The following is an 18595-nucleotide window of genomic DNA, read 5'->3' as shown; positions in this document are numbered from 1 at the left end:
AGAGGCGGCCAGGGCGAGGCGGGGCCGACGATGGCCGCCGATGCCGCGGCGACGCCGAAGATCAAGACCGGCACATAAAGCGGGAGAACGAGAAGCGCGAGCAGGAGCCCGCTTCGCCGGAGGCCCAGCGTGAGGCTCGCGCCGATCGCGGCGACGAAGCTCACCGCAGGCGTGCCGGCGAGCATCGACAGGACGAGCAGCGGAATCGCGTTGAGCGGCAGGTTGAGCAAGAGCCCGAGCAACGGCGCGATGAGCGCAAGCGGCACGCCGGTCGTGATCCAGTGCGCGAGGCTCTTGATCGCTGCGACGAGCGGGAGCGGCAAGGGGCCGGTCGTTAGAACATCGAGCGTGCCGTCCTCGTAGTCGTTGTGGACGATGCGGTCGGCCGAGAGCAGCGCCGCAAGCAGAAGCCCGATCCACAGCATGCCGGGCGCGATCCGCGCGAGCAGGTTCAAGTCGGGGCCAAGCCCGAGCGGGGTCAGGGCGACGACGATCAGATAGAAGCCGAGCGCCGTGCCGATGGCGCCGCCTTCGCGGAAGGCGAGCGCGAGGTCGCGGCGAAGCAGGGCGAGGGCTTCCGTCATCGCGCGCGCGCGCCTCCGAGCGAGAGCTTATGCGCGAACTTGGTCTTGAGGGGAGTGTGGCTCGCGACCACGGCGACGCCGCCTTGGGCGAGGTGGGCGGAGATTGCGCCGTCGAGCAGCGTGAGCGAGGCTTGATCGAGCGAGACTTGCGGCTCATCGAGCAGCCAGATGGGGCGTTGGGCGGCGAAGAGGCGCGAGAGCGCGAGCTTCCGCTTCTGTCCGGCCGAGAGCAGCCCGGTCTGAAAGTCGGCGAGGGGGCCAAGACCGAAGGCCGCGAGCGCATTCGTCAGAGGCGCGCGCTCGCCGCCGAGATACTCCGCCCAGAAGGCGAGGTTGTCGGCGACGGAGAGGCTCGACTTCACCGCGTTCAGGTGCCCGACATAGTGGCAGAGTTCGGGGAGGGGGACGTCGTCCGCCCCGGTCGCGGAGAGCGTGCCGGCGGCAAGCGGAAGGAGGCCCGCGATCTGGCGGATGAGGCTCGTCTTGCCCGAGCCGTTCGGGCCGGTGAGGAGGAGCCCCTCGCCGGAGCGAAGGTCGAAGCTCACCTCTTCGAAGAGGAGCCTCTCGCCGCGTTGGCAAGCGATCCCGTTAGCAGCGAGGCCTATCGTTTGAGGCATTTTGCTCAGGGTTTGCGCACGTGGCGGAGGGTGAGGCACCGGACCCGGGAAATGGCCGGGCAGCCTCATTTCGCGTCATTGTTTCGTCGCCGCAAGGGCTTTTATATAGGGTTGTCGCGCAAGCCTGAATCAAAGGTGGCGTCCAGGAGGCCGGCGGGGCCCCGCCCGGCTCACGGTTGGCCACGGCTTTGCATGCGCTTGCAGCGTCATGGCTAGGATTTTTCGGGAGACCCCGGTGACTTCGGCACTCGAACCCGCGCTCGACAGCTTCAATTGCCGCCGCACGCTAAACGTGGACGGAAAGGCGTACGATTATTGCGACCTGAAGGAGGCCGAGGCGAACGGGCTCGTCGGCATCGGCAACCTGCCGTTCTCGCTCAAGGTGCTGCTCGAAAATCTGCTGCGCCACGAGGACGGCCGCACCGTCACCTCTGACGACATCAGGGCGGTCGCGCTCTGGCTCCAGGAGCGCAGGAGCGACCGCGAGATCGCCTTCCGCCCGGCGCGCGTCCTGATGCAGGACTTCACCGGCGTCCCGGCCGTGGTCGATCTCGCGGCGATGCGCGACGCCATGGCCAAGCTCGGCGGCGACCCGCACAAGATCAACCCGCTCGCTCCGGTCGATCTCGTCATCGACCATTCGGTGATGGTCGACGCCTTCGGCTCGGACCGCGCCTTCCAGATCAATGTCGACAAGGAGTACGAGCGGAACGGCGAGCGCTACGCCTTCCTGCGCTGGGGGGCCGGCGCCTTCGACAATTTCCGCGTGGTGCCGCCGGGCACCGGCATCTGCCACCAGGTCAATCTCGAATATCTCGCGCAGACGGTGTGGACCAAGGCGAATGGCGGGAACCCTGTGGCTTTCCCCGACAGCCTCGTCGGCACCGACAGCCACACCACCATGGTCAACGGCCTCTCGGTGCTCGGCTGGGGCGTCGGCGGCATCGAGGCCGAGGCCGCCATGCTCGGCCAGCCGATCTCGATGCTGATCCCGGAAGTGGTCGGCTTCAAGCTCACCGGCGAATTGCGCGACGGCGTGACCGCGACCGACCTCGTGCTCACGGTCACCGAGATGCTCAGGCGTATGGGCGTGGTCGGCAAGTTCGTCGAGTTCTACGGCAAGGGCCTCGACAACCTGCCGCTCGAGGACCGCGCCACCATCGCCAACATGGCGCCCGAGTACGGCGCCACGTGCGGCTTCTTTCCGATCGATGAGGAGACCCTCGCCTATCTCAAGGCGACGGGGCGCAAGAAGTCGCGCATCGCGCTCGTCGAGGCCTACGCGCGGGCGCAAGGGCTCTACCGCGACAGCGACACGCCGGACCCCGTGTTCACGGCGACGCTTGCGCTCGATCTCAGCTCGGTCGAGCCGTCGATCGCCGGGCCGAAGCGCCCGCAGGACCGCGTGCCGCTCGCGCGCGCGGCCGATGCTTTCGCCGAGGCGCTCGACAAGGAGTACGGCAAGGCGGGAGAGGCCGAGCTCAGAGTGCCGGTCAAGGACAAGAATTTCGACCTCGGCCACGGCGACGTGGTGATCGCCGCCATCACCTCGTGCACCAACACGTCGAACCCCTACGTGATGGTCGCGGCGGGGCTCCTGGCCAAGAAGGCGGTGAAGAAGGGCCTGAGCGTGAAGCCGTGGGTCAAGACCTCGCTCGCGCCGGGCTCGCAGGTGGTGACCGATTATCTCGAGAAGGCGGACCTCACGAAATATCTCGACCGGCTCGGCTTCAACCTGGTGGGCTATGGCTGCACCACGTGCATCGGCAATTCGGGGCCGTTGCCCGAGGAGATCTCGCACACGATCCACACCCACCATCTTGCCGTGGCGGCGGTGCTGTCAGGCAACCGCAATTTCGAGGGCAGGGTCAATCACGACGTGCGCGCGAATTACCTCGCCTCGCCGCCGCTCGTGGTCGCCTACGCGCTCGCCGGCTCGGTCGCGGTCGATCTCTTGAGCGAGCCGCTCGGCACCGACGAGGAGGGCGATCCGGTCTACCTCAAGGACATCTGGCCCACGGCCAAAGAGGTGGCCAAGGTGGTGCGCAAGGCGGTGAAGAAGGACATGTTCAAGGAGCGCTACGGCGACGTGTTCCGCGGCGATCCCGAATGGCGCAAGATCGAGGTCAAGGGCGGCGAAACCTATGCCTGGGATGCCGCCTCGACCTATGTGCAGAACCCGCCCTATTTCGTCGACATGGCGCTCACGCCTTCGCCCGTCACCGACATCGAGAAGGCCCGCATCCTCGGCCTGTTCCTCGATTCCATCACCACCGACCACATCTCGCCTGCGGGCGGCATCAGGACGGACAGCCCGGCCGGGCGCTATCTCATCGAGCATGGCGTCGCCGTGCACGATTTCAATTCCTACGGCGCGCGGCGCGGCAATCACGAGGTGATGATGCGCGGCACCTTTGCCAACACCCGCATCAAGAACCAGATGGTGCCGGGGGTCGAGGGCGGCGTCACGGTGCACTATCCGTCCGCCGAGCAGATGGCGATCTACGACGCGGCGATGCGCTATCAGGCCGAGGGCGTGCCGCTCGTGGTGTTCGCCGGCAAGGAATACGGCACCGGCTCGTCGCGCGACTGGGCGGCCAAGGGCACGCGGCTTTTGGGCGTGCGCGCGGTGATCGCGCAGAGCTTCGAGCGCATCCACCGCTCGAATCTGATCGGCATGGGGGTGCTGCCGCTCGTGTTCGCCGAGGTCATGGGCTGGAAGGAGCTCGGGCTCAAGGGCGACGAACTGGTGACGCTGAAAGGTCTCGCCGAGATGAAGCCGATGCAGTGGCTCGAGGCCGAAATCGCTTACGCGAGCGGAGAGAAGCGCGCCATCCCGTTGCGGGCGGCGATCGACACGTTCGACGAGCTCGATTATTTCCGCAACGGCGGCATCCTGCACTACGTGCTCAGGCAGCTCGCGCGGCCTGCGGCCTAAACAACTCAGTCAACCTTGCGGCCGAGAGAGATCGCCGAGGTCTTGGATCTCGTGGAGGACAATCACATCTTCCTCCGAATACTCCACTCTAAATGCATGACCTGAGCGCCCGGGTCCAACGGCCCAAAAGAATCGGGGTCGATGAGACCGAAGGGCTTTGACCTTCCGAAAGGCATTTAGCTCCTTCCGCGCAACAGGAGCAGCGAGCGGGTCTTTTCCGAACCGATCCATCAGTTCGAGAAGCTTGCCGATCTCGGCGCTGGTCTTCTTCACCTCGCAGGCAATGTATTCGAGCTTCGCATCTGTGGATAAATATGTGGCTACGTCAAAGGCCCAAGCGGGCCTTGTTTGAGTCCCCAACAGCTCCTTTGGCCAGCCAAGCTCGAAGTGAAGCCTTGCGAGCACAGCGACGGTGATGATTGGTTCTACCCACAATGTTATGGGTCTCGGACTCTTTCTTTTCAGGCCCTGCCAAAAAAATTGCTCGCCGGCATAGCTACGTTTAGCCCTATAGAGACCTCGACCATGGTGCTCCACGAGCCCTACACTGAAAGCGCGAAGGAAGTCAGTGGCATCGGCTTCGCTTACCTTGTTCCAATCCTTTTTGAAGCCATCCACGCTGTAGGACCGACTGGCGCAGAAGGTTGGAAGAAATTCATTCAAAATCCGATCTTGAAACGCCTGGGACATTGCTCTCACCTACAACCTTCTCGGGAAGATGACCTGCGGCAAGGGAACCTCGGAGCGTTACTAAGCAGGTCGAGTGCGCCGCCGCCAGCGTCGAAGCGCGACGGCGGTGAAGACGCCCTCGACCAGCCCGAAGGGCAGCGCGCCTTGCAGCACGGCGTAGACGCCGGACAGCGCGCAAGCCACGGCGAAACCGAACACATACCAGGGGCTGCGCTCCTCGAGCGCGTAGCAAAGAAGCATGAACGAGACGGCGGCGAAGCCGAAAAGCGTGAGCAAGTCCATGGGCAGAGATCGGACCGTTGACGGTTAGGTTGCAAGGCCGGGCACCATAGCCGAGCGGATGCCACGGTTGGAGCCCGAATTCTGGGCAGAGTCCCGGTCACTCAGTTGTGACCCGGGGTTGAGCCGTTTTTGCCAAGAAATTTGCGCTCGCTTCCTGCATTCTAGAGCCATGAGAGCCCTCGCCCCGCTTGCGCTTATCGCCCTTGCCGCGCTCACAGCCGCATCGCCGATCCGCGCCGAGACGACAGCCCAAACGGGCGAGGGCAACACGGTGCTCGAGCTGTTCACGAGCCAAGGCTGCTCGTCCTGTCCGCCGGCCGACGCGCTGCTCGGTGAGTTCGCCGAGAAGCCCGGCATCGTCGCGTTGTCCTACTCGGTCGACTACTGGAACTATCTCGGCTGGCGCGACACGCTGTCGAGCGCGGCCAACAGCGACCGGCAGCGCGAATATGCCCGCGCGCGCGGCGACGGGAGGGTATACACGCCGCAGCTCGTGATCGACGGTCTGCTGCACGTCAACGGCAGCGACGGGGCGGCGATCGATCAGGCGATGAAGGACGCCTCGAGCCGGCTTGCCGGCATCCGCGTGCCGGTGAGCATGCACGGAGAGGGCGACACGCTCGTGATCGATGTCGGCGCGGCGCCCGTCGACTCGCACACGCGCGCAGCGACGGTCTGGCTTGCCATCGCCAAGGACAAGGAAACCGTCTCCATCACGCGCGGCGAGAATCGCGGCCGCACGCTCACCTATCATCACCCCGTGCGCGAGCTGTCGCCGGTCGGCATGTGGAAGGGCGATGCGATGACCCTGCGGCTGCCGCTCAAGGATTTGAAGACCATGGGCGGAGACTGCCTGATGACTCTGGTGCAGGTGGAGAACTCGGGCCCCATCCTCGGCGCCGCGGAGTTCGAGGTCGGGCCGAACGGCAGCTAGGCATCAACAAATCCCGAGGCGAGAAATGCGCCGCCCAAAAACAAACGGGCCGGCGAACCGACCCGTTAACGCTGCTCGGGAATGAAATGGCCCGGTCCGAGAGAAGACCCCGGGGGGGCTGGGGGGCTGAGATCCGAAGCCTCTCCGTTGGACCGGGCCGAGAGGCAACGATGATCATCATACGGTTCTTTGGGGCGTGGCAATGTTTGAACTTAGGCGGAACTGTGATTTATATTTCGCAATGTTACACGTCGTGTAACCCTTAGGCCGGCTTGAATTTCCGCGCATCGAGGATCATCATGAAGCTTCCGTTACAGGAGGCGCACGTTGAGCGAAACCGACGGAATAGTGTTGCCGCTGGTCCCTAGGGCCGGCGGCGATCGACAGCTCTCCGAAGCAGCAAAGCGCGGCAGCATCACCTTCGACCGCGCCGAATTATCTCAAATCCTCAATGTCTATGGGCGCAAGGTCGCGAGCGGCGAGTGGCGCGACTATGCCATCGACATGATGCGCGAGAAGGCGGTGTTCTCGGTGTTCAGGCGCTCGTCGGAACAGCCGCTCTATCGCATCGAGAAGGCGCCGAGGCTTGCGCGGCGGCAGGGCGCCTATAGCGTGATCGCGGCGACCGGGCTGATCCTCAAGCGCGGGCACGATCTCGCGCGCGTGCTCCGCGCGCTCGACAAGGGCCTGCGGCTGGTCGAGGCCTGAGGCTCCTCCACTCGGTTCAGTTTTGGTCATGCCCGGCCTTGTGCCGGGCATCCACGTTTTGCCGACGCTTGCTACAGCGACGCCATGATTGGGAAGCTCCATACGGCCCTAGGCAGCAAATCGTGGATGGCCGGGCCAAGCCCGGCCATGACTGGCTCCGTTGTGCATCAAGGGATTGTTCGTGGCGACGGTTAGGCGGCGCGGGTGCCGCTCTCGGCTTTGGCCTTCTCGTCGAACTGCTCGTAGGCGTCGAGCGCGTGGCTCGCGTACATCACCGACGGTCCGGCTCCCATGTAGATCGCCATGCCGAGCGCTTCGAGCACCTCCTCGCGCGAGGCGCCCTGTTGCAGAGCAGACTTGACGTGAAAGGCGATGCAATCGTCGCAGCGAAGCGCAACCGCGATGGCGAGCGCGATCAGCTCCTTGGTCTTGGTGTCGAGCGCCTTCGGCGCGAGCGCGGCCTGCGACACGGCGGCGAAGGCCTTCATGACGTCGGGCATCGACTGGCGCAGGTCGCGCAAATGTGGCGACAGGTCTTTGGTCATCTCCGGCCAATCGGTCATGGCGCTTTCTCCCGTGTCACGGCACGTCTTCCGCCACTCTAGCGGCGGGGGCGCGGGCGGCCTTGACCTTAATCAAGGGCACAAATCAAGGGCACAGCTCCATACCTCCCCCGTCGGGGGGGTAGGCTCCATGCCGTGGGCAATGCAGAGCAAAAACAAAAGGCCCCGGCGTTGCCGCCGGAGCCTTTCGTCTTTGTGCCCGCTTAACTCGAAGCTTAACGGCGGTCGCCGAAGAGCTGGAGCAGAAGCATGAACAGGTTGATGAAGTCGAGATAGAGCCTAAGCGCTCCCATCACGGCTTTGCGGCCGGCGACCGAGCCGTCGTCGCCCACATAGTACATCTCCTTGATCTGCTGCGTGTCGTAGGCGGTGAAGCCGGCGAAGATAAGCACGCCGATCACCGATACGGCGAATTGCAGAGCCGTCGAACCGATGAACAGGTTCACGAGCGACGCCAAGATGATGCCGATCAGACCCATGAACAGGAACGAGCCCCAGCCCGAGAGGTCGCGGCCCGTGGTGTAGCCCCACAGCGATAGCGCGCCGAACGAGGCGGCGGTGATGAAGAACACCCGGGCGATGCTCTGTCCGGCATAGACCAGGAAGATCGACGAGATCGATGCGCCCATCAGCGCCGAGAAGATCCAGAACGACATCTGGGCGGCCTGAAGGCTCATCGAGGTGATGCGCGCCGAGATAAAGAAAACCATAGCGAGCGGCGCGAAGATCACCACCCACTTGAACGGGCTCGTGAACATGAACGAGCCGAACGAGGTCAGCTCGAGACCGCCGGCGCCCTGCTGCACGGACAGCGCGTAGATCACATAGGCCAGCACGCCGGTGATGGCGACGCCGGTAGCCATGTAGTTGTAGACGCGGATCATGTAGGCGCGTAGGCCCTGGTCGATCGCCTCCGCGCGACCGACGGCCGTGCCTTGCGCGTAACGTCTGTCGAGTTCCGCCATGTGGTTCTAGGGTCCTTTCCCCTTGCTGTTGTGCAACCCAGTGCTCAAGGCGCCAGGGATCGATCCCGCCGCCCCAAGACACTTTGGTTAGCAATATGGTGGGTTGATCATCGCCCTGCAAGATGAAGGCAATCTTGCGGGGCGACGTCCCATCCACGGGGGATGCTCAATAACATAAAGGCCCCCGAACAGCAGAACACGGACGCCGCCGAACAGCAGGAAGGCCAATTTTGGCCGACCGGGCAGGTCAAGATCCCCCCGCAAGGCGGGAAAAGCCCAAGGCAGCCCCAAAGCTGCTTGAAACCTTTAACGCGGCCCTTACCGCTTAAGCCTAAGATTTCGGCTTATCCAAGAGGAGTTAACTCCGTGCGCAAGGGACCACAGGCAAAGCTGCATCGGCCGCGCCCACACTCGCCGAAACGAGAGCGCGCCTCCGATGCGGAACGGGTGCCCTACGCAACGCTTGCCGGGGCGCTTGCCGCGCTGCGACCGACCGACGATCTGATCCTCGAACAGACGAAACAGCTCGAGGAGCTGAACGAACGCTTCGAGGTCGCGCTCAACAACATGGGGCGCGGCCTGTCGATGTTCGATGCGAATGCGCGGCTGATCGTCTGCAACAAGTTGTACCGCGAGATCTACGACCTGCCGGAGGAGCTGACTCAGCCTGGCACGAGTCTCGCGGAAATCGTGCGCTACCATGTCAAGAGAGAGACCGGGCGCGACGATGCGGAAGAGCTGCAGAAGCAGCGGGCCTGGATCGAGCAGCACGTCGCGGAGCTGGCCCGCGGCAAATCGTTTTCCCACACGCAATTCCTGAAGAGCGGACGCATCGTTCTCGTGAGCAATCAGCCGCTCGCCGTCGGCGGGTGGGTCGATATCCAGGAGGACATCACCGAGAAGCGGCTCGCCGAACAGAAGATCGATTGGCTCGCGCGTCACGACACGCTCACCGAGATCGCCAATCGCCATCACTTCCGTGAACAGCTCGAAAACTGGTTCTCGATGCAGCAGGCCGGAGGAGGCTTCGCTCTCCTGTGGATCGATCTCGATCACTTCAAGGAGGTAAACGACAGATTGGGCCACCCGGCCGGCGATGCGTTGCTGAAGAGCGTCGCCAAGCGCTTGCGCGCGGTGGTGCGCGACACCGATGTCGTCGCTCGGCTTGGGGGCGATGAATTCGCCATACTGCAAGCCAACGCCGGCCAGGCGCAGGCGACGAAGCTGGCTAAACGCATTTTATGCGCGCTGGCTGAGCCGCACCACGTGCTTGGGCACAAGGTCGTCACGGGCGCCAGCATCGGTATTGCACTTGCGCCCAAGGACGGCTCCCATCCGGAAGAGCTGATGAAGAACGCGGATGTCGCGCTCTACAGCGCGAAGACGTCGGGGCGCTCCGCTTACGCGCATTTCCATCTCGAGCAAACGCGCAGACCCGGAACGCGCCGGCAGCTCGAGACCGATCTGCCCTCGGCCCTGGCAAAAGAGCAATTGGAGCTCCACTATCAGCCTATCGTGGACCTAGAGCGCAAGAGCGTGACGAGCTTCGAGGCCCTGATGCGCTGGCGTCATCCGAAGCTCGGCATCATCGCGCCGGGCGATTTCATCCCCCTTGCGGAACAGACCGGCCTGATCGTGGACATGGGCGAATGGGCGCTGCATCAGGCTTGCCGCGACGCCGTCAAGTGGCCCGAGCAGGTCAAGGTGACGGTCAATGTCTCGCCTGCTCAGTTCGACAGCGGCGACTTGTACGAGACCGTCAAGGGCGCGCTCGATGCATCCGGGCTTCATGCCCGCCGCCTGGAGCTGGAAATTACCGAGAGTGTGCTGCTGCGCGACGAGGCCAAGGTCCACAGCACGCTGCACAAGCTGCGGGAGCTCGGCGTCCAGATCGCGCTCGACGATTTCGGCACGGCGTACGCCTCGCTGAGCTATCTGAGGAGCTTCCCGTTCGATACCATCAAGCTCGACCGGAGCTTCGTCCGCGACCTCGACGACCCGCAGCACCCCGATTGCGTCGCCATCATCAATGCCGTGGTGGCGCTGGCAAAGCAGCTGCAGATGAACGCCGTCGCGGAGGGCGTGGAGACGGCCGACCACCTGCGGAGCGTCTCGGCGGCGGGGTGCGAGGTGCAGGGATTCTATTTCAGCAAGCCGGTGCAGGCGAGCGAGGTTCCGGCCATCCTCTCCCAGGTACCCAGGCGCTTGCGTGCCTCGGAGCGCGGGCGGCCGAGAAAGAGCGAGGTCACTCCGCTCTGAGATAGGGCGCGGCCTTGACCGAAAGCACGCGTGAGCATCTCGTTATCATCACGTACTCAGCGGCGATCGTCTATTATCTCACTTGCCGGTCAGACGGCGTAGCGAGGCTTGTTCGCCGAGGCCGGCTCACAGGCAAGGAGATCGGCCATGCGATGGAAACTCGCGATCGCGGCCGCGGCCGCCATTCTCGCATTCACTGCCACAGGCCCCGCCGACCACGCCTTCGCCCGAAAGAAGCAATGCACTCCTCACACCGAGTGGCCGGGCGGAGAGTACCATTGGGAAAAATTCGGTGGACATTGGCGATGCGTAGAGTGGGGCTACGTGTTCGGTCCGGACTGTGGTGTAGATAGCATCGTCAGTCGTGCGGTGGATCGCTCAAAGTGTGGCGGTACCCCGCCGCACAAGTGACACGAGCGGCTCTATTCGGCGCGGAGATAGGGCGCGGCCTTGACCGAAAGCACGCGCCAGGTGGTGACGGCGCCGACGGCGAGCACCAGGCCGAGCGCGAGCAGAATGGTTTCGAGCGCGGCAAGCGGCGTGAACACGAAGGGCACCTCGAAGGCCCATTTGCACAACGCCCAAGAGGTGAACGTGGCGATGGCCACGGCGAGAACCGCCGTGGCCAGCCCGAGGAGGCCGAACTCGATCAGTTCCGCGCCGATAATGCGCGCGCGCGTGGCGCCGAGCGTCTTGTAGAGCACGGCGATGTATTTCCGCTGCTGCTGGCCCGCGGCGACCGCGCCAGCCAGCACCGCAGCGCCGATGAGGAGGGTGACGCCCGCCGTCGCCCTGATCGCGCTCATCACCTTGCCGAGAAGCTCCTTGGCCGCATCGACGATATCACCGACCTTGATGGCGGTGACGAGGGGGAAAGCCTCGGCAAGCGCCTGCACCACCTTGCCTTCGCGCGCGGGGTCGGTGCCTTTGGGGAATTCGAGGGTGGTCAGAACGCGATGGGGCGCGCCTTGAAGCGTGTTCGGCGAGAACACCATGACGAAATTGATAGCAAGCGACTCCCAGTCGATCTTGCGCAAGGATGCGACCTTGGCATCGACGTTGCGGCCGAGAATGTTGACGGTGACGTAGTCGCCGAGCTCGAGACCGAGCCCCTTGGCGATCTCGTCGTCGAAGGAGACGAGCGGCTCGCCCGCATAGCCCTTCGGCCACCATTCGCCCGCGACGATGGTCGAGGACGGCGGCACCTCGTCGGTATAGGTCAGTCCGCGGTCGCCGGAAAGCACCCAGCGCACATCGGGATGGACCTCGATCTTGTCGACGGGAACGCCCTTCACCTTGACGATGCGGCCGCGCAGCATCGGCGCGTCGGCCAGCTTGGCGTCGGGCAGGACCGACCTCACCGTCGCGCGGAAGACGGGAAGGTCGCTTTCCTCGACGTCGAGGAAGTAATAGGCCGGCGCATCGACCTCGATATTGCTGTCGATCTCCTTGACGAGCGAACGGTGGATCAGCGCAGTGGCGACCAGGAGGCCGAGGCCTAGACCGAGCGACACCGCGATCGAGCGGGCGAGCGATCCCGGTCCGCCGATGCTCGAAAGAGCTAGGGCAAGAGAGGGGACGCGCACGCGCCTCAACTTCGAAGCGAGACGCTGCACGAGGAGGCCGAAGCCGGTGAGGAGCAGAAAGGCGACGACGATGCCGGCCGAGATCGAGGCGGTAACGAGGCGTTCCTCCGAGGCGGCGATGGCAAGCGCGAACAGCGCGAAGCCGGCTGCGGCCGAGCCTATGGCGAAGGGGAGGGCCGAGCGCTCGCGCTCCTCGCTGAGATGCGCGCGCATCAGGACCGCGGGCGAGACGAGCGCGGCGCGGCCGAGCGGCCAAAGCACGAACAGCACCATGGTGAGGAGCCCGGCAAGGGCGGCGGTGAGGAGCGGCAGAGCGTGCGGGCCGGTTGCCAACTCGATGGGCAGCTCATCGCCGTAGATGGCGACGAGCGCGGCGGGTGCCGAGGCGCCGATGACGAGGCCGATGGCGATGCCGAGCGCGGCGAGAACGAGCGCCTGGATGAGGTAGACCACGAGCACGAGCCGGCTCGAGGCGCCGAGGCATTTGAAGGTGGCGATGATCTCGCGCTTCTTCGCCATGTAGCTTCTGATCGCGTTGCCGACGCCGATGCCGCCGAGGAGGAGCGCCGTCAGCCCGACGAAGTTGATGAACTGGGTGAAGCGGTCAGCGTCGCGGCGGAGCGCGGGCGCAGGGTCGGTCCAGTCGTGGATGGCGAAGCCAGATTCGGGGAAACGCGTCTCGATGTCCTTGCGGATGGCGGCAAGCCGCTTGCGGTCGGACGCTTCGGCCGCCGGGAGCTTGACGCGGTAGGTCCAGCGGATCAGGCTGCCCGGCTGCACGAGCCCGGTCTTGGCGAGCGTCGCCTGCGACATGAGGAGCTTGGGGCCATAGGCGAGGCGGTCGGCGAGCCGGTCGGGCTGCTGGCCGAGCACGCCGCCGATGGTCGCCGTCGCCTCGCCGATCATGAGCTTGCTGCCGACATCGAGCCCGAGCCGGTCGAGCAACGTCTGTTCGACCAGGACCACGTCGCCCTCGCGCCAGATCGGTCCCGGCTCTTTCGCGCGCGTGATGACGACATCGCCGTAGAGCGGATAGTCGTCGTCCACCGCCTTCACCTCGACGAGCGCGCTCTTGCCGGCTTCGGAGCGCGCCATGGCGCGGAAGCTCGCCGATTCGCTCAAAGCTCCAAGCGCCTCGAGCGCCGCATGCTCGTCAGTATTGGCCTTGCGGTGCACGAGTTCGAAGGAGAGATCGCCGCCGATCAGCGTGCGGCCCTGGCGGGCGAGCGCCTCGTCGAAGGAGGCCGAGAGCGAGCCGATGGCGGCGACGGCGGCGACGCCGAGCGCGATGCAGAGCACGAACACGATGAGACCGCCCGCCCCGGCCCTCAACTCGCGGAAGGCAATGGCAAAAGCAAGCCCGAGCCGCGAGGAGGCGGCGCGCCCCGCCACGGGGAGCGCATCGAGCGCCGTGCCGGAGGCTGCCGTCACGACGCCGCGACCTTGTGCTTGGCGCCGCTCACGATGCGGCCGTCGGCGAGGCTCACGATGCGGTCGCAGCGCTTGGCGAGGCTCCGGTCATGGGTGATGAGCACGAGGGTCGCTTCCGTGCGCTCCTTGAGCGCGAACAGAAGGTCCATGACCTGCGCGCCGGTGGTGAGGTCGAGATTGCCGGTCGGCTCGTCGGCGAGAATGAGCTTCGGCCGCGGCGAAAGGGCGCGCGCGATCGCCACGCGCTGCTGCTCGCCGCCCGAGAGCTGGCCGGGGAAATGCGTCTCCCGGTGCGACAATCCGACTTCGGCGAGCGCCGCGCGCGCCTTGGCGAAGGCGCGGGCGTCGCCCAAGAATTCGAGCGGGAGTGCGACGTTCTCGATCGCCGTCATGGTCGGAACGAGGTGGAAGGATTGGAACACGATGCCGATATTGGCGGCGCGGAGGCGCGCGAGCCCGTCCTCGTCGAGGGCCGCATAATCGGTGCCGACCACGGTGACGCGGCCGCCGGTCGCGCGCTCGAGCCCGGCGGTGACCATCAGCAGGGTCGATTTGCCCGAGCCCGACGGCCCGACCACGGCAATCGCGTCGCCGGTTTCGACCTCAAGGTCGATGCCGCGGAGGATCGCCACGGGCCCTGCGCGCGAGGGCAGCGTCACCTCGACGCCTTCGAGCCGGATCGCTTCGGGCTTAGGTGTCTTCAGGGTGTGATCCATGGACGGGCAGATGCGGCCTTATTCTTGCGCTACAGCTTCGCGCGTTGGGCGCCCTAGCTGAGACATGGCACGGGCGGCGGCTATAGAGAAGGGCAAAGAGGTCGAAAAGATGAACCGACTTGGTGGCGCGCTCGTGCTGTTTGCCGCAGCCCTGCTTTGCGCGGCCGCGCCGCGCGTGGGCGACGCGAAGGAGGATACGCCGGTCATCGTCGCCTTCGGCGACAGCCTCATCGCCGGGCTCGGCCTCCCCGAGAGCGAGAGCTTTCCCGCCAAGCTCGAGGCGGCGCTGAAGGCGCGCGGCAAGGAGGTGAGCGTGGTCAATGCCGGCGTCTCCGGCGACACGAGCGCCGCCGCGCTGAAGCGCCTCGACTGGGCGCTCGCCGACGGCGCGAGCGCGATCATCGTCGAGCTCGGCGGCAACGATGCGCTGCAAGGCATTCCGCCCGAGGGGACCAAGGCCAACCTCGCCAAGATCATCGAGGCGGCGCAAGCGAAGCACCTACCCGTGCTGCTCGCCGGCATGGAGGCGCCGCGTAACATGGGCAGGGACTATACCGATGCCTTCCACGCCATCTACCCCGCGCTCGCGGCGCAATACGGCGTGCTGCTTTACCCGTTTTTTCTCGACGGCGTGGCGCTCGAGGATTCGCTGATGCAGGCGGACGGCATCCATCCCAACGCCAAGGGAGTGACCAAGATCGTGGAGCAGATCATGCCAAAGGTCGACGAGCTGCTCGCGCGCGTGAAGCCGAAGGACTGAGCGCCGCGTGCGGAACGCAAGCACGAAGTTGTGTGTTGCCGGTTCGGCCCCGATCGCAAGGATGAAGCGTCGGAAGATGCAAGATTAGGGCAGTCCTTATGAAAGCGTTTGCGTTGGCACTTGTCATGACCTTGAGTCCTCTGGCCGCTCACGCGGGTGAGACCGTTCCCTACACAGTCGATGGCGAGGCCTTCGAAGGCTATCGCGCCAAGCCCGCCGGAACCTCGAAGGGCCTCGTCGTCGTCATCCATACCTGGGGCGGCCTCACGTCCTACGAGGAGAAGCGCGCCGACATGATCGCCGCGCTCGGCTACGAGGCGTTTGCCATCGATCTCTACGGCAAGGGCAACCGCCCAGTGGATACCGACAGCAGGCGCAAAGAGGCGGAGAAGCTGTACAACGACCGGGCGCGGATGCGGAAGCTGCTGATGGCGGGGCTTGCCGAAGCGCGGCGCGAGGGCGACCAGCCCGCCGTTGTCGTGGGCTATTGCTTCGGCGGCGCGGCGGCACTCGAGCTTGCCCGCTCCGGCGATGCGAATGGCATCAAGGGCTACGTGACTTTCCACGGCGTGCTCAAGACGCCGGGGGGCGAGTCCTATTCGGCCGGCACGCCGCCCCTTCTCATCCTGCACGGCGGCGCCGACACATCGGTCACCATGGATGACGTCGCCGCGCTGTCGCGCGAGCTCGAGGCGGCAAAGGTGCCTTACGAGATCCAGGTCTATGCCGGCGCGCCGCACGGCTTCACCGTGTGGGACACCGAGCGGTACCGCAAGGACGCCGACGAGAAATCGTGGGCCGCGTTCACCCGCTTCCTCGGCACGCAGCTCCGGGGTTAGGCCGCCACTTTTTCCACAGCCGTCGTCATTGCCGGGCTTGACCCGGCGATCGAGGGGCCTCTTCCTCGGAGCGGGCTGCCCATGACGTGGAAAAGGAAGTGGCGTGGCGACCATCTACGATCTGAAGCCGCGCTTCCAGGCCTTGCTCCGCCCGGTGTCGGACGCGCTCGTGCGCGCGGGCCTCAAGGCCAACGACGTGACGCTCGGGGCGTTGCTTTTGAGTGCCGCGCACGGCGCCTGGATCGCGCTCATCCCCACTTCGCGCTGGCCGCTGCTCCTGCTCCCCGTGACGCTGTTCGTGCGCATGGCGATGAACGCGATCGACGGCATGATGGCGAAGGAGCACGGCCAGGCGAGCCCGGCCGGCGCCGTGCTCAACGAGCTGTGCGATGTGCTCGCCGATGCCGCACTCTATTTGCCGCTCGCACTCGTGCCGGGCATCAGCGGCACATTGGTGGTTCTGGCGGTGACGGCGGGGATCATCGCCGAAATGGCCGGGGCGCTCGGACCGCTGGTCGGTGCGCCCCGTCAATATGAGGGACCGTGCGGCAAGAGCGACCGCGCGGCCGCCTTCGGGCTCCTCGCCTTCCTAAGCGGGCTTGGCCTTGCCAGCCTCAAGTGGACCTCGCCTTATCTCGCCGGTCTGCTCGTTCTGTCGCTGCTGACCATCTACCGGCGCGCGCGGACCGTCGTGGCGCAAGCCAAGGGACGCGGCGCATGACCACGATCCTCGGGCTTCCCGCCAACGTCGTCTATTTCACCGCCGGCATCTATGCCTTGCTCGCGCTCGCGACCGCAATTGTGCTTCTGATGCGCTGGCGCAATCCCGGCGAGCGCTACGCCGAATTGATGGCGCGCACCGATTCGTGGTGGTGGATGATCGGCGCCTTCACGCTTGCCGTTCTGCTCAACCGCACGGTCGCCGTCGTCTTCCTCGGCTTCATCGCCTATCTCGCGCTCAAAGAATATCTCTCGCTCGTGCCGACCAGGCGCATCGACCGCGAGGTGCTGCTGTTCGCCTATCTCGCCATTCCCATCCAGTTCTATTGGGCGGCGATCGACTGGTACAACATGTTCATCGTCTTCATCCCGGTGTGGATGTTCCTGTTCTTTCCGGCGCTGATGGCGCTCCGCGGGCATACGCAAGGGTTTCTGCGCGCGGTCGGCACGCTGTCGTGGGGGCTGATGATGACGGTCTATACGCTGTCGCACATGGCCTGGCTTCTCGTCGCGGGCGACCGCATCAATCCGGTCGCAGGAGGCGTCGGGCTCCTGTTCTTTCTCGTCGTGCTCACCCAGTTCAACGACGTGGCGCAATATTGCTGGGGCAAGCCGCTCGGCCGGCACAAGGTGACGCCCAACGTCAGCCCGAAGAAGACATGGGAGGGACTGATCGGCGGTATCGCCATGACGACGATCGTGGCGGGGCTCGTCGGGCCCTATCTCACGCCGATGGATTGGCACTGGTCCGCGCTCGCGGGGTTCATTCTCGGCGTCTCGGGCTTTTTCGGCGACATCACCATGTCGGCGATGAAGCGCGATCTCGGCGTCAAGGACACCGGCGGGCTGATCCCGGGCCACGGCGGCATTCTCGACCGCGTCGACAGTCTCACTTACGCCGCGCCCGTGTTCGTCCACTTCGTCCGCTATTTCTATTTCCCATGAGCGGCGAGATGAGCGCACCTTCCACAAGCGGCGGACCCTTGAGCGCGAACCCGGTAGCGCGGCTGCTCAGGTTCATCTTCTTCGCGGTGGTGGTGCGCGCGGTGATTCTGATTGCGCTGGGGCTTACCGTGCGCCATCGCGAGCGGCTGCCGAGGTGCGGCCCGGCGGTGCTTGCCGGCAATCACAACTCCAATCTCGATGCGCTCGCCATCATGTCGCTGATGCCCTTGCGCCTGCTGCCGAAGCTCCGCCCCGTGGCGGCGATGGACTATTTCTACACGAGCGCGATCCGCGGCTGGTTCGCCAACACCATCATCGGCATCATCCCGGTGAAGCGGGGGAGCGGCAAGGAAGGCGGCAACCCGCTCGCGCTCGCCGAGGAAGCGCTCAAGCGCGGCGAGATCCTGGTGCTCTTTCCGGAAGGGACGCGCGGAGAGCCCGAGACGTTCAAGGAGTTCAAGAAGGGGATCGGGCATCTCGCGCACGCGCTTCCCCAAGTGCCGGTCTATCCGATCTTCATGCACGGGCTCGGCAAGGCGCTGCCCAAGGGCTCGGCGCTGCTCGTGCCGTTCAACGTCATCGTGAGCGTGGGCGAGCCGCTTTACGGGACGAAGCCTTACAACGAGTTCGTCGAGGAGCTGGAAGCCTCGATGACCGCGCTCGCGGGCCAGGAGAAGCTCCCGGCGTGGGAGTAGTCTCAGGCCTGGCGGACGAGGGCCATGATGAATGCGGCGGCCGCGGCGAGCGAGGTGATCGTCCGCACGTGGTTCCACGCCGTCCAGGCGGACAGATAGCGTTGCCAAAGCAGTGCGCCCTCGTCGCTGTCGGGGGCGACGCTGGCGAGCTTGTTGTTGAGCGGCACGTTACAGACCATGGTCACGGCGATGGTGCCGGCGAGATAGAGCAGGGCACCGACCGCCAGATAGCGCGCGCCGGCAGCGGACCAGGTCATGAATCCCGCGATCAAGGCGAGAGCGGAGAGGGCGGCCGTGCCGAAGAAGGCCGCGAAGAACACAGGGTTCAGGACGGCGACGTTGATCGACTGCATGGCTGAGATG

At 65.3% G+C, this 18595-nt stretch carries 18 protein-coding genes; 9 read left to right on the top strand and 9 right to left on the bottom strand.

Annotated features, from left to right (window positions below; all coding sequences use genetic code 11):
- Both ccmB and ccmA read right to left on the bottom strand, forming a co-directional pair.
- Positions 1–584, bottom strand: a 584-nt coding sequence (ccmB, locus tag VFB18_RS10050; protein ID WP_324974410.1) for a heme exporter protein CcmB, incomplete at its 3' end; no start/stop codon positions are given.
- A complete protein-coding gene (gene ccmA, locus VFB18_RS10045; protein WP_324974407.1) occupies positions 581–1201 on the bottom strand; it encodes a heme ABC exporter ATP-binding protein CcmA in 621 nt (206 codons plus the stop codon). The genes ccmB and ccmA, both read right to left, overlap by 4 nt.
- Positions 1202–1436: 235 nt before the next feature.
- On the opposite strand from ccmA, the gene acnA reads away from it, so the two are divergent.
- The gene (acnA, locus tag VFB18_RS10040) at positions 1437–4139 is read left to right on the top strand and encodes an aconitate hydratase AcnA (RefSeq protein ID WP_324974405.1); all 2703 of its coding nucleotides are present in this window, start codon (positions 1437–1439) and stop codon (positions 4137–4139) included.
- A 9-nt stretch (positions 4140–4148) separates the two neighbouring features.
- Here the strand turns inward: acnA and VFB18_RS10035 are convergent, their stop codons facing one another.
- Together VFB18_RS10035 and VFB18_RS10030 are read right to left on the bottom strand one after the other, a co-directional pair.
- Complete coding sequence (locus tag VFB18_RS10035) at positions 4149–4829, bottom strand: hypothetical protein (protein ID WP_324974401.1); 681 nt, start codon at positions 4827–4829, stop codon at positions 4149–4151.
- Between the two features lie 60 nt (positions 4830–4889).
- Positions 4890–5111, bottom strand: a complete 222-nt coding sequence (locus VFB18_RS10030; protein WP_324974399.1) for a hypothetical protein — start codon at positions 5109–5111, stop codon at positions 4890–4892.
- A 169-nt stretch (positions 5112–5280) separates the two neighbouring features.
- Here VFB18_RS10030 and VFB18_RS10025 point away from each other — a divergent pair, with 169 nt between their 5' ends.
- On the top strand, positions 5281–6045 hold the full coding sequence (locus VFB18_RS10025; protein ID WP_324974398.1) for a DUF1223 domain-containing protein: 765 nt from the start codon (positions 5281–5283) through the stop codon (positions 6043–6045).
- 357 nt (positions 6046–6402) lie between these two features.
- A complete protein-coding gene (locus VFB18_RS10020; protein ID WP_324974413.1) occupies positions 6403–6753 on the top strand; it encodes a DUF2794 domain-containing protein in 351 nt (116 codons plus the stop codon).
- 191 nt (positions 6754–6944) lie between these two features.
- On the opposite strand, the gene VFB18_RS10015 is transcribed toward VFB18_RS10020, so the two are convergent.
- On the bottom strand, positions 6945–7316 hold the full coding sequence (locus tag VFB18_RS10015; protein WP_324974395.1) for a carboxymuconolactone decarboxylase family protein: 372 nt from the start codon (positions 7314–7316) through the stop codon (positions 6945–6947).
- A gap of 215 nt (positions 7317–7531) precedes the next feature.
- Positions 7532–8281 carry a Bax inhibitor-1/YccA family protein gene (locus VFB18_RS10010; RefSeq protein WP_324974391.1) on the bottom strand — a complete coding sequence of 250 codons (750 nt, stop codon included), beginning with the start codon at positions 8279–8281 and terminating at the stop codon, positions 7532–7534.
- A 447-nt stretch (positions 8282–8728) separates the two neighbouring features.
- Here VFB18_RS10010 and VFB18_RS10005 point away from each other — a divergent pair, with 447 nt between their 5' ends.
- Positions 8729–10540 carry a putative bifunctional diguanylate cyclase/phosphodiesterase gene (locus VFB18_RS10005; RefSeq protein ID WP_324974387.1) on the top strand — a complete coding sequence of 604 codons (1812 nt, stop codon included), beginning with the start codon at positions 8729–8731 and terminating at the stop codon, positions 10538–10540.
- Positions 10541–10962: 422 nt separating this feature from the next.
- Here VFB18_RS10005 and VFB18_RS10000 read toward each other — a convergent pair whose 3' ends face one another.
- Both VFB18_RS10000 and VFB18_RS09995 read right to left on the bottom strand, forming a co-directional pair.
- Positions 10963–13557, bottom strand: a complete 2595-nt coding sequence (locus VFB18_RS10000; protein WP_324974384.1) for an ABC transporter permease — start codon at positions 13555–13557, stop codon at positions 10963–10965.
- Entirely contained in the window at positions 13554–14273 is a 720-nt protein-coding gene (locus VFB18_RS09995) for an ABC transporter ATP-binding protein (RefSeq protein WP_324974381.1), read from the bottom strand. Before VFB18_RS09995 ends, VFB18_RS10000 begins: the two co-directional genes overlap by 4 nt.
- 109 nt (positions 14274–14382) lie before the next feature.
- Here VFB18_RS09995 and VFB18_RS09990 point away from each other — a divergent pair, with 109 nt between their 5' ends.
- The 5 genes from VFB18_RS09990 to VFB18_RS09970 all read left to right on the top strand — a co-directional run bounded on the left by VFB18_RS09990 (position 14383) and on the right by VFB18_RS09970 (position 18232).
- A complete protein-coding gene (locus tag VFB18_RS09990; RefSeq protein WP_324974379.1) occupies positions 14383–15033 on the top strand; it encodes an arylesterase in 651 nt (216 codons plus the stop codon).
- Between the two features lie 125 nt (positions 15034–15158).
- Positions 15159–15872, top strand: a complete 714-nt coding sequence (locus VFB18_RS09985) for a dienelactone hydrolase family protein (RefSeq protein WP_324974376.1) — start codon at positions 15159–15161, stop codon at positions 15870–15872.
- Between the two features lie 103 nt (positions 15873–15975).
- Positions 15976–16593: a CDP-alcohol phosphatidyltransferase family protein gene (locus VFB18_RS09980; RefSeq protein WP_324974373.1), complete on the top strand. Its 618-nt coding sequence runs from the start codon at positions 15976–15978 to the stop codon at positions 16591–16593.
- Positions 16590–17537: a phosphatidate cytidylyltransferase gene (locus VFB18_RS09975; RefSeq protein ID WP_324974369.1), complete on the top strand. Its 948-nt coding sequence runs from the start codon at positions 16590–16592 to the stop codon at positions 17535–17537. The genes VFB18_RS09980 and VFB18_RS09975 overlap by 4 nt, the downstream gene beginning before the upstream one ends.
- An 8-nt stretch (positions 17538–17545) precedes the next feature.
- Positions 17546–18232, top strand: coding sequence for a lysophospholipid acyltransferase family protein (locus VFB18_RS09970; protein WP_324974366.1), 687 nt, complete (start codon positions 17546–17548; stop codon positions 18230–18232).
- A 2-nt stretch (positions 18233–18234) separates the two neighbouring features.
- Here the strand turns inward: VFB18_RS09970 and VFB18_RS09965 are convergent.
- The coding region (locus VFB18_RS09965; protein WP_324974363.1) for a DUF1772 domain-containing protein at positions 18235–18595 on the bottom strand (361 nt) is incomplete at its 5' end.

The organism is Methyloceanibacter sp., from assembly GCF_035650995.1.
Lineage (GTDB): Bacteria > Pseudomonadota > Alphaproteobacteria > Rhizobiales > Methyloligellaceae > Methyloceanibacter.
Note: the sequence above shows the minus strand (reverse complement) of the source record. Positions and strands in the feature narration are given on the sequence as shown.

Coding starts and splice junctions, on each gene's coding strand:
- VFB18_RS10035 (WP_324974401.1), bottom strand. CDS start 4,829: ATGTCCCAGGCGTTTCAAGATCGGATTTTGAATGAATTTCTTCCAACC.
- VFB18_RS10030 (WP_324974399.1), bottom strand. CDS start 5,111: ATGGACTTGCTCACGCTTTTCGGCTTCGCCGCCGTCTCGTTCATGCTT.
- VFB18_RS09970 (WP_324974366.1), top strand. CDS start 17,546: ATGAGCGCACCTTCCACAAGCGGCGGACCCTTGAGCGCGAACCCGGTA.
- VFB18_RS09975 (WP_324974369.1), top strand. CDS start 16,590: ATGACCACGATCCTCGGGCTTCCCGCCAACGTCGTCTATTTCACCGCC.
- VFB18_RS10015 (WP_324974395.1), bottom strand. CDS start 7,316: ATGACCGATTGGCCGGAGATGACCAAAGACCTGTCGCCACATTTGCGC.
- VFB18_RS09985 (WP_324974376.1), top strand. CDS start 15,159: ATGACCTTGAGTCCTCTGGCCGCTCACGCGGGTGAGACCGTTCCCTAC.
- VFB18_RS09990 (WP_324974379.1), top strand. CDS start 14,383: ATGAACCGACTTGGTGGCGCGCTCGTGCTGTTTGCCGCAGCCCTGCTT.
- VFB18_RS10010 (WP_324974391.1), bottom strand. CDS start 8,281: ATGGCGGAACTCGACAGACGTTACGCGCAAGGCACGGCCGTCGGTCGC.
- VFB18_RS10025 (WP_324974398.1), top strand. CDS start 5,281: ATGAGAGCCCTCGCCCCGCTTGCGCTTATCGCCCTTGCCGCGCTCACA.
- VFB18_RS09995 (WP_324974381.1), bottom strand. CDS start 14,273: ATGGATCACACCCTGAAGACACCTAAGCCCGAAGCGATCCGGCTCGAA.
- ccmA (WP_324974407.1), bottom strand. CDS start 1,201: ATGCCTCAAACGATAGGCCTCGCTGCTAACGGGATCGCTTGCCAACGC.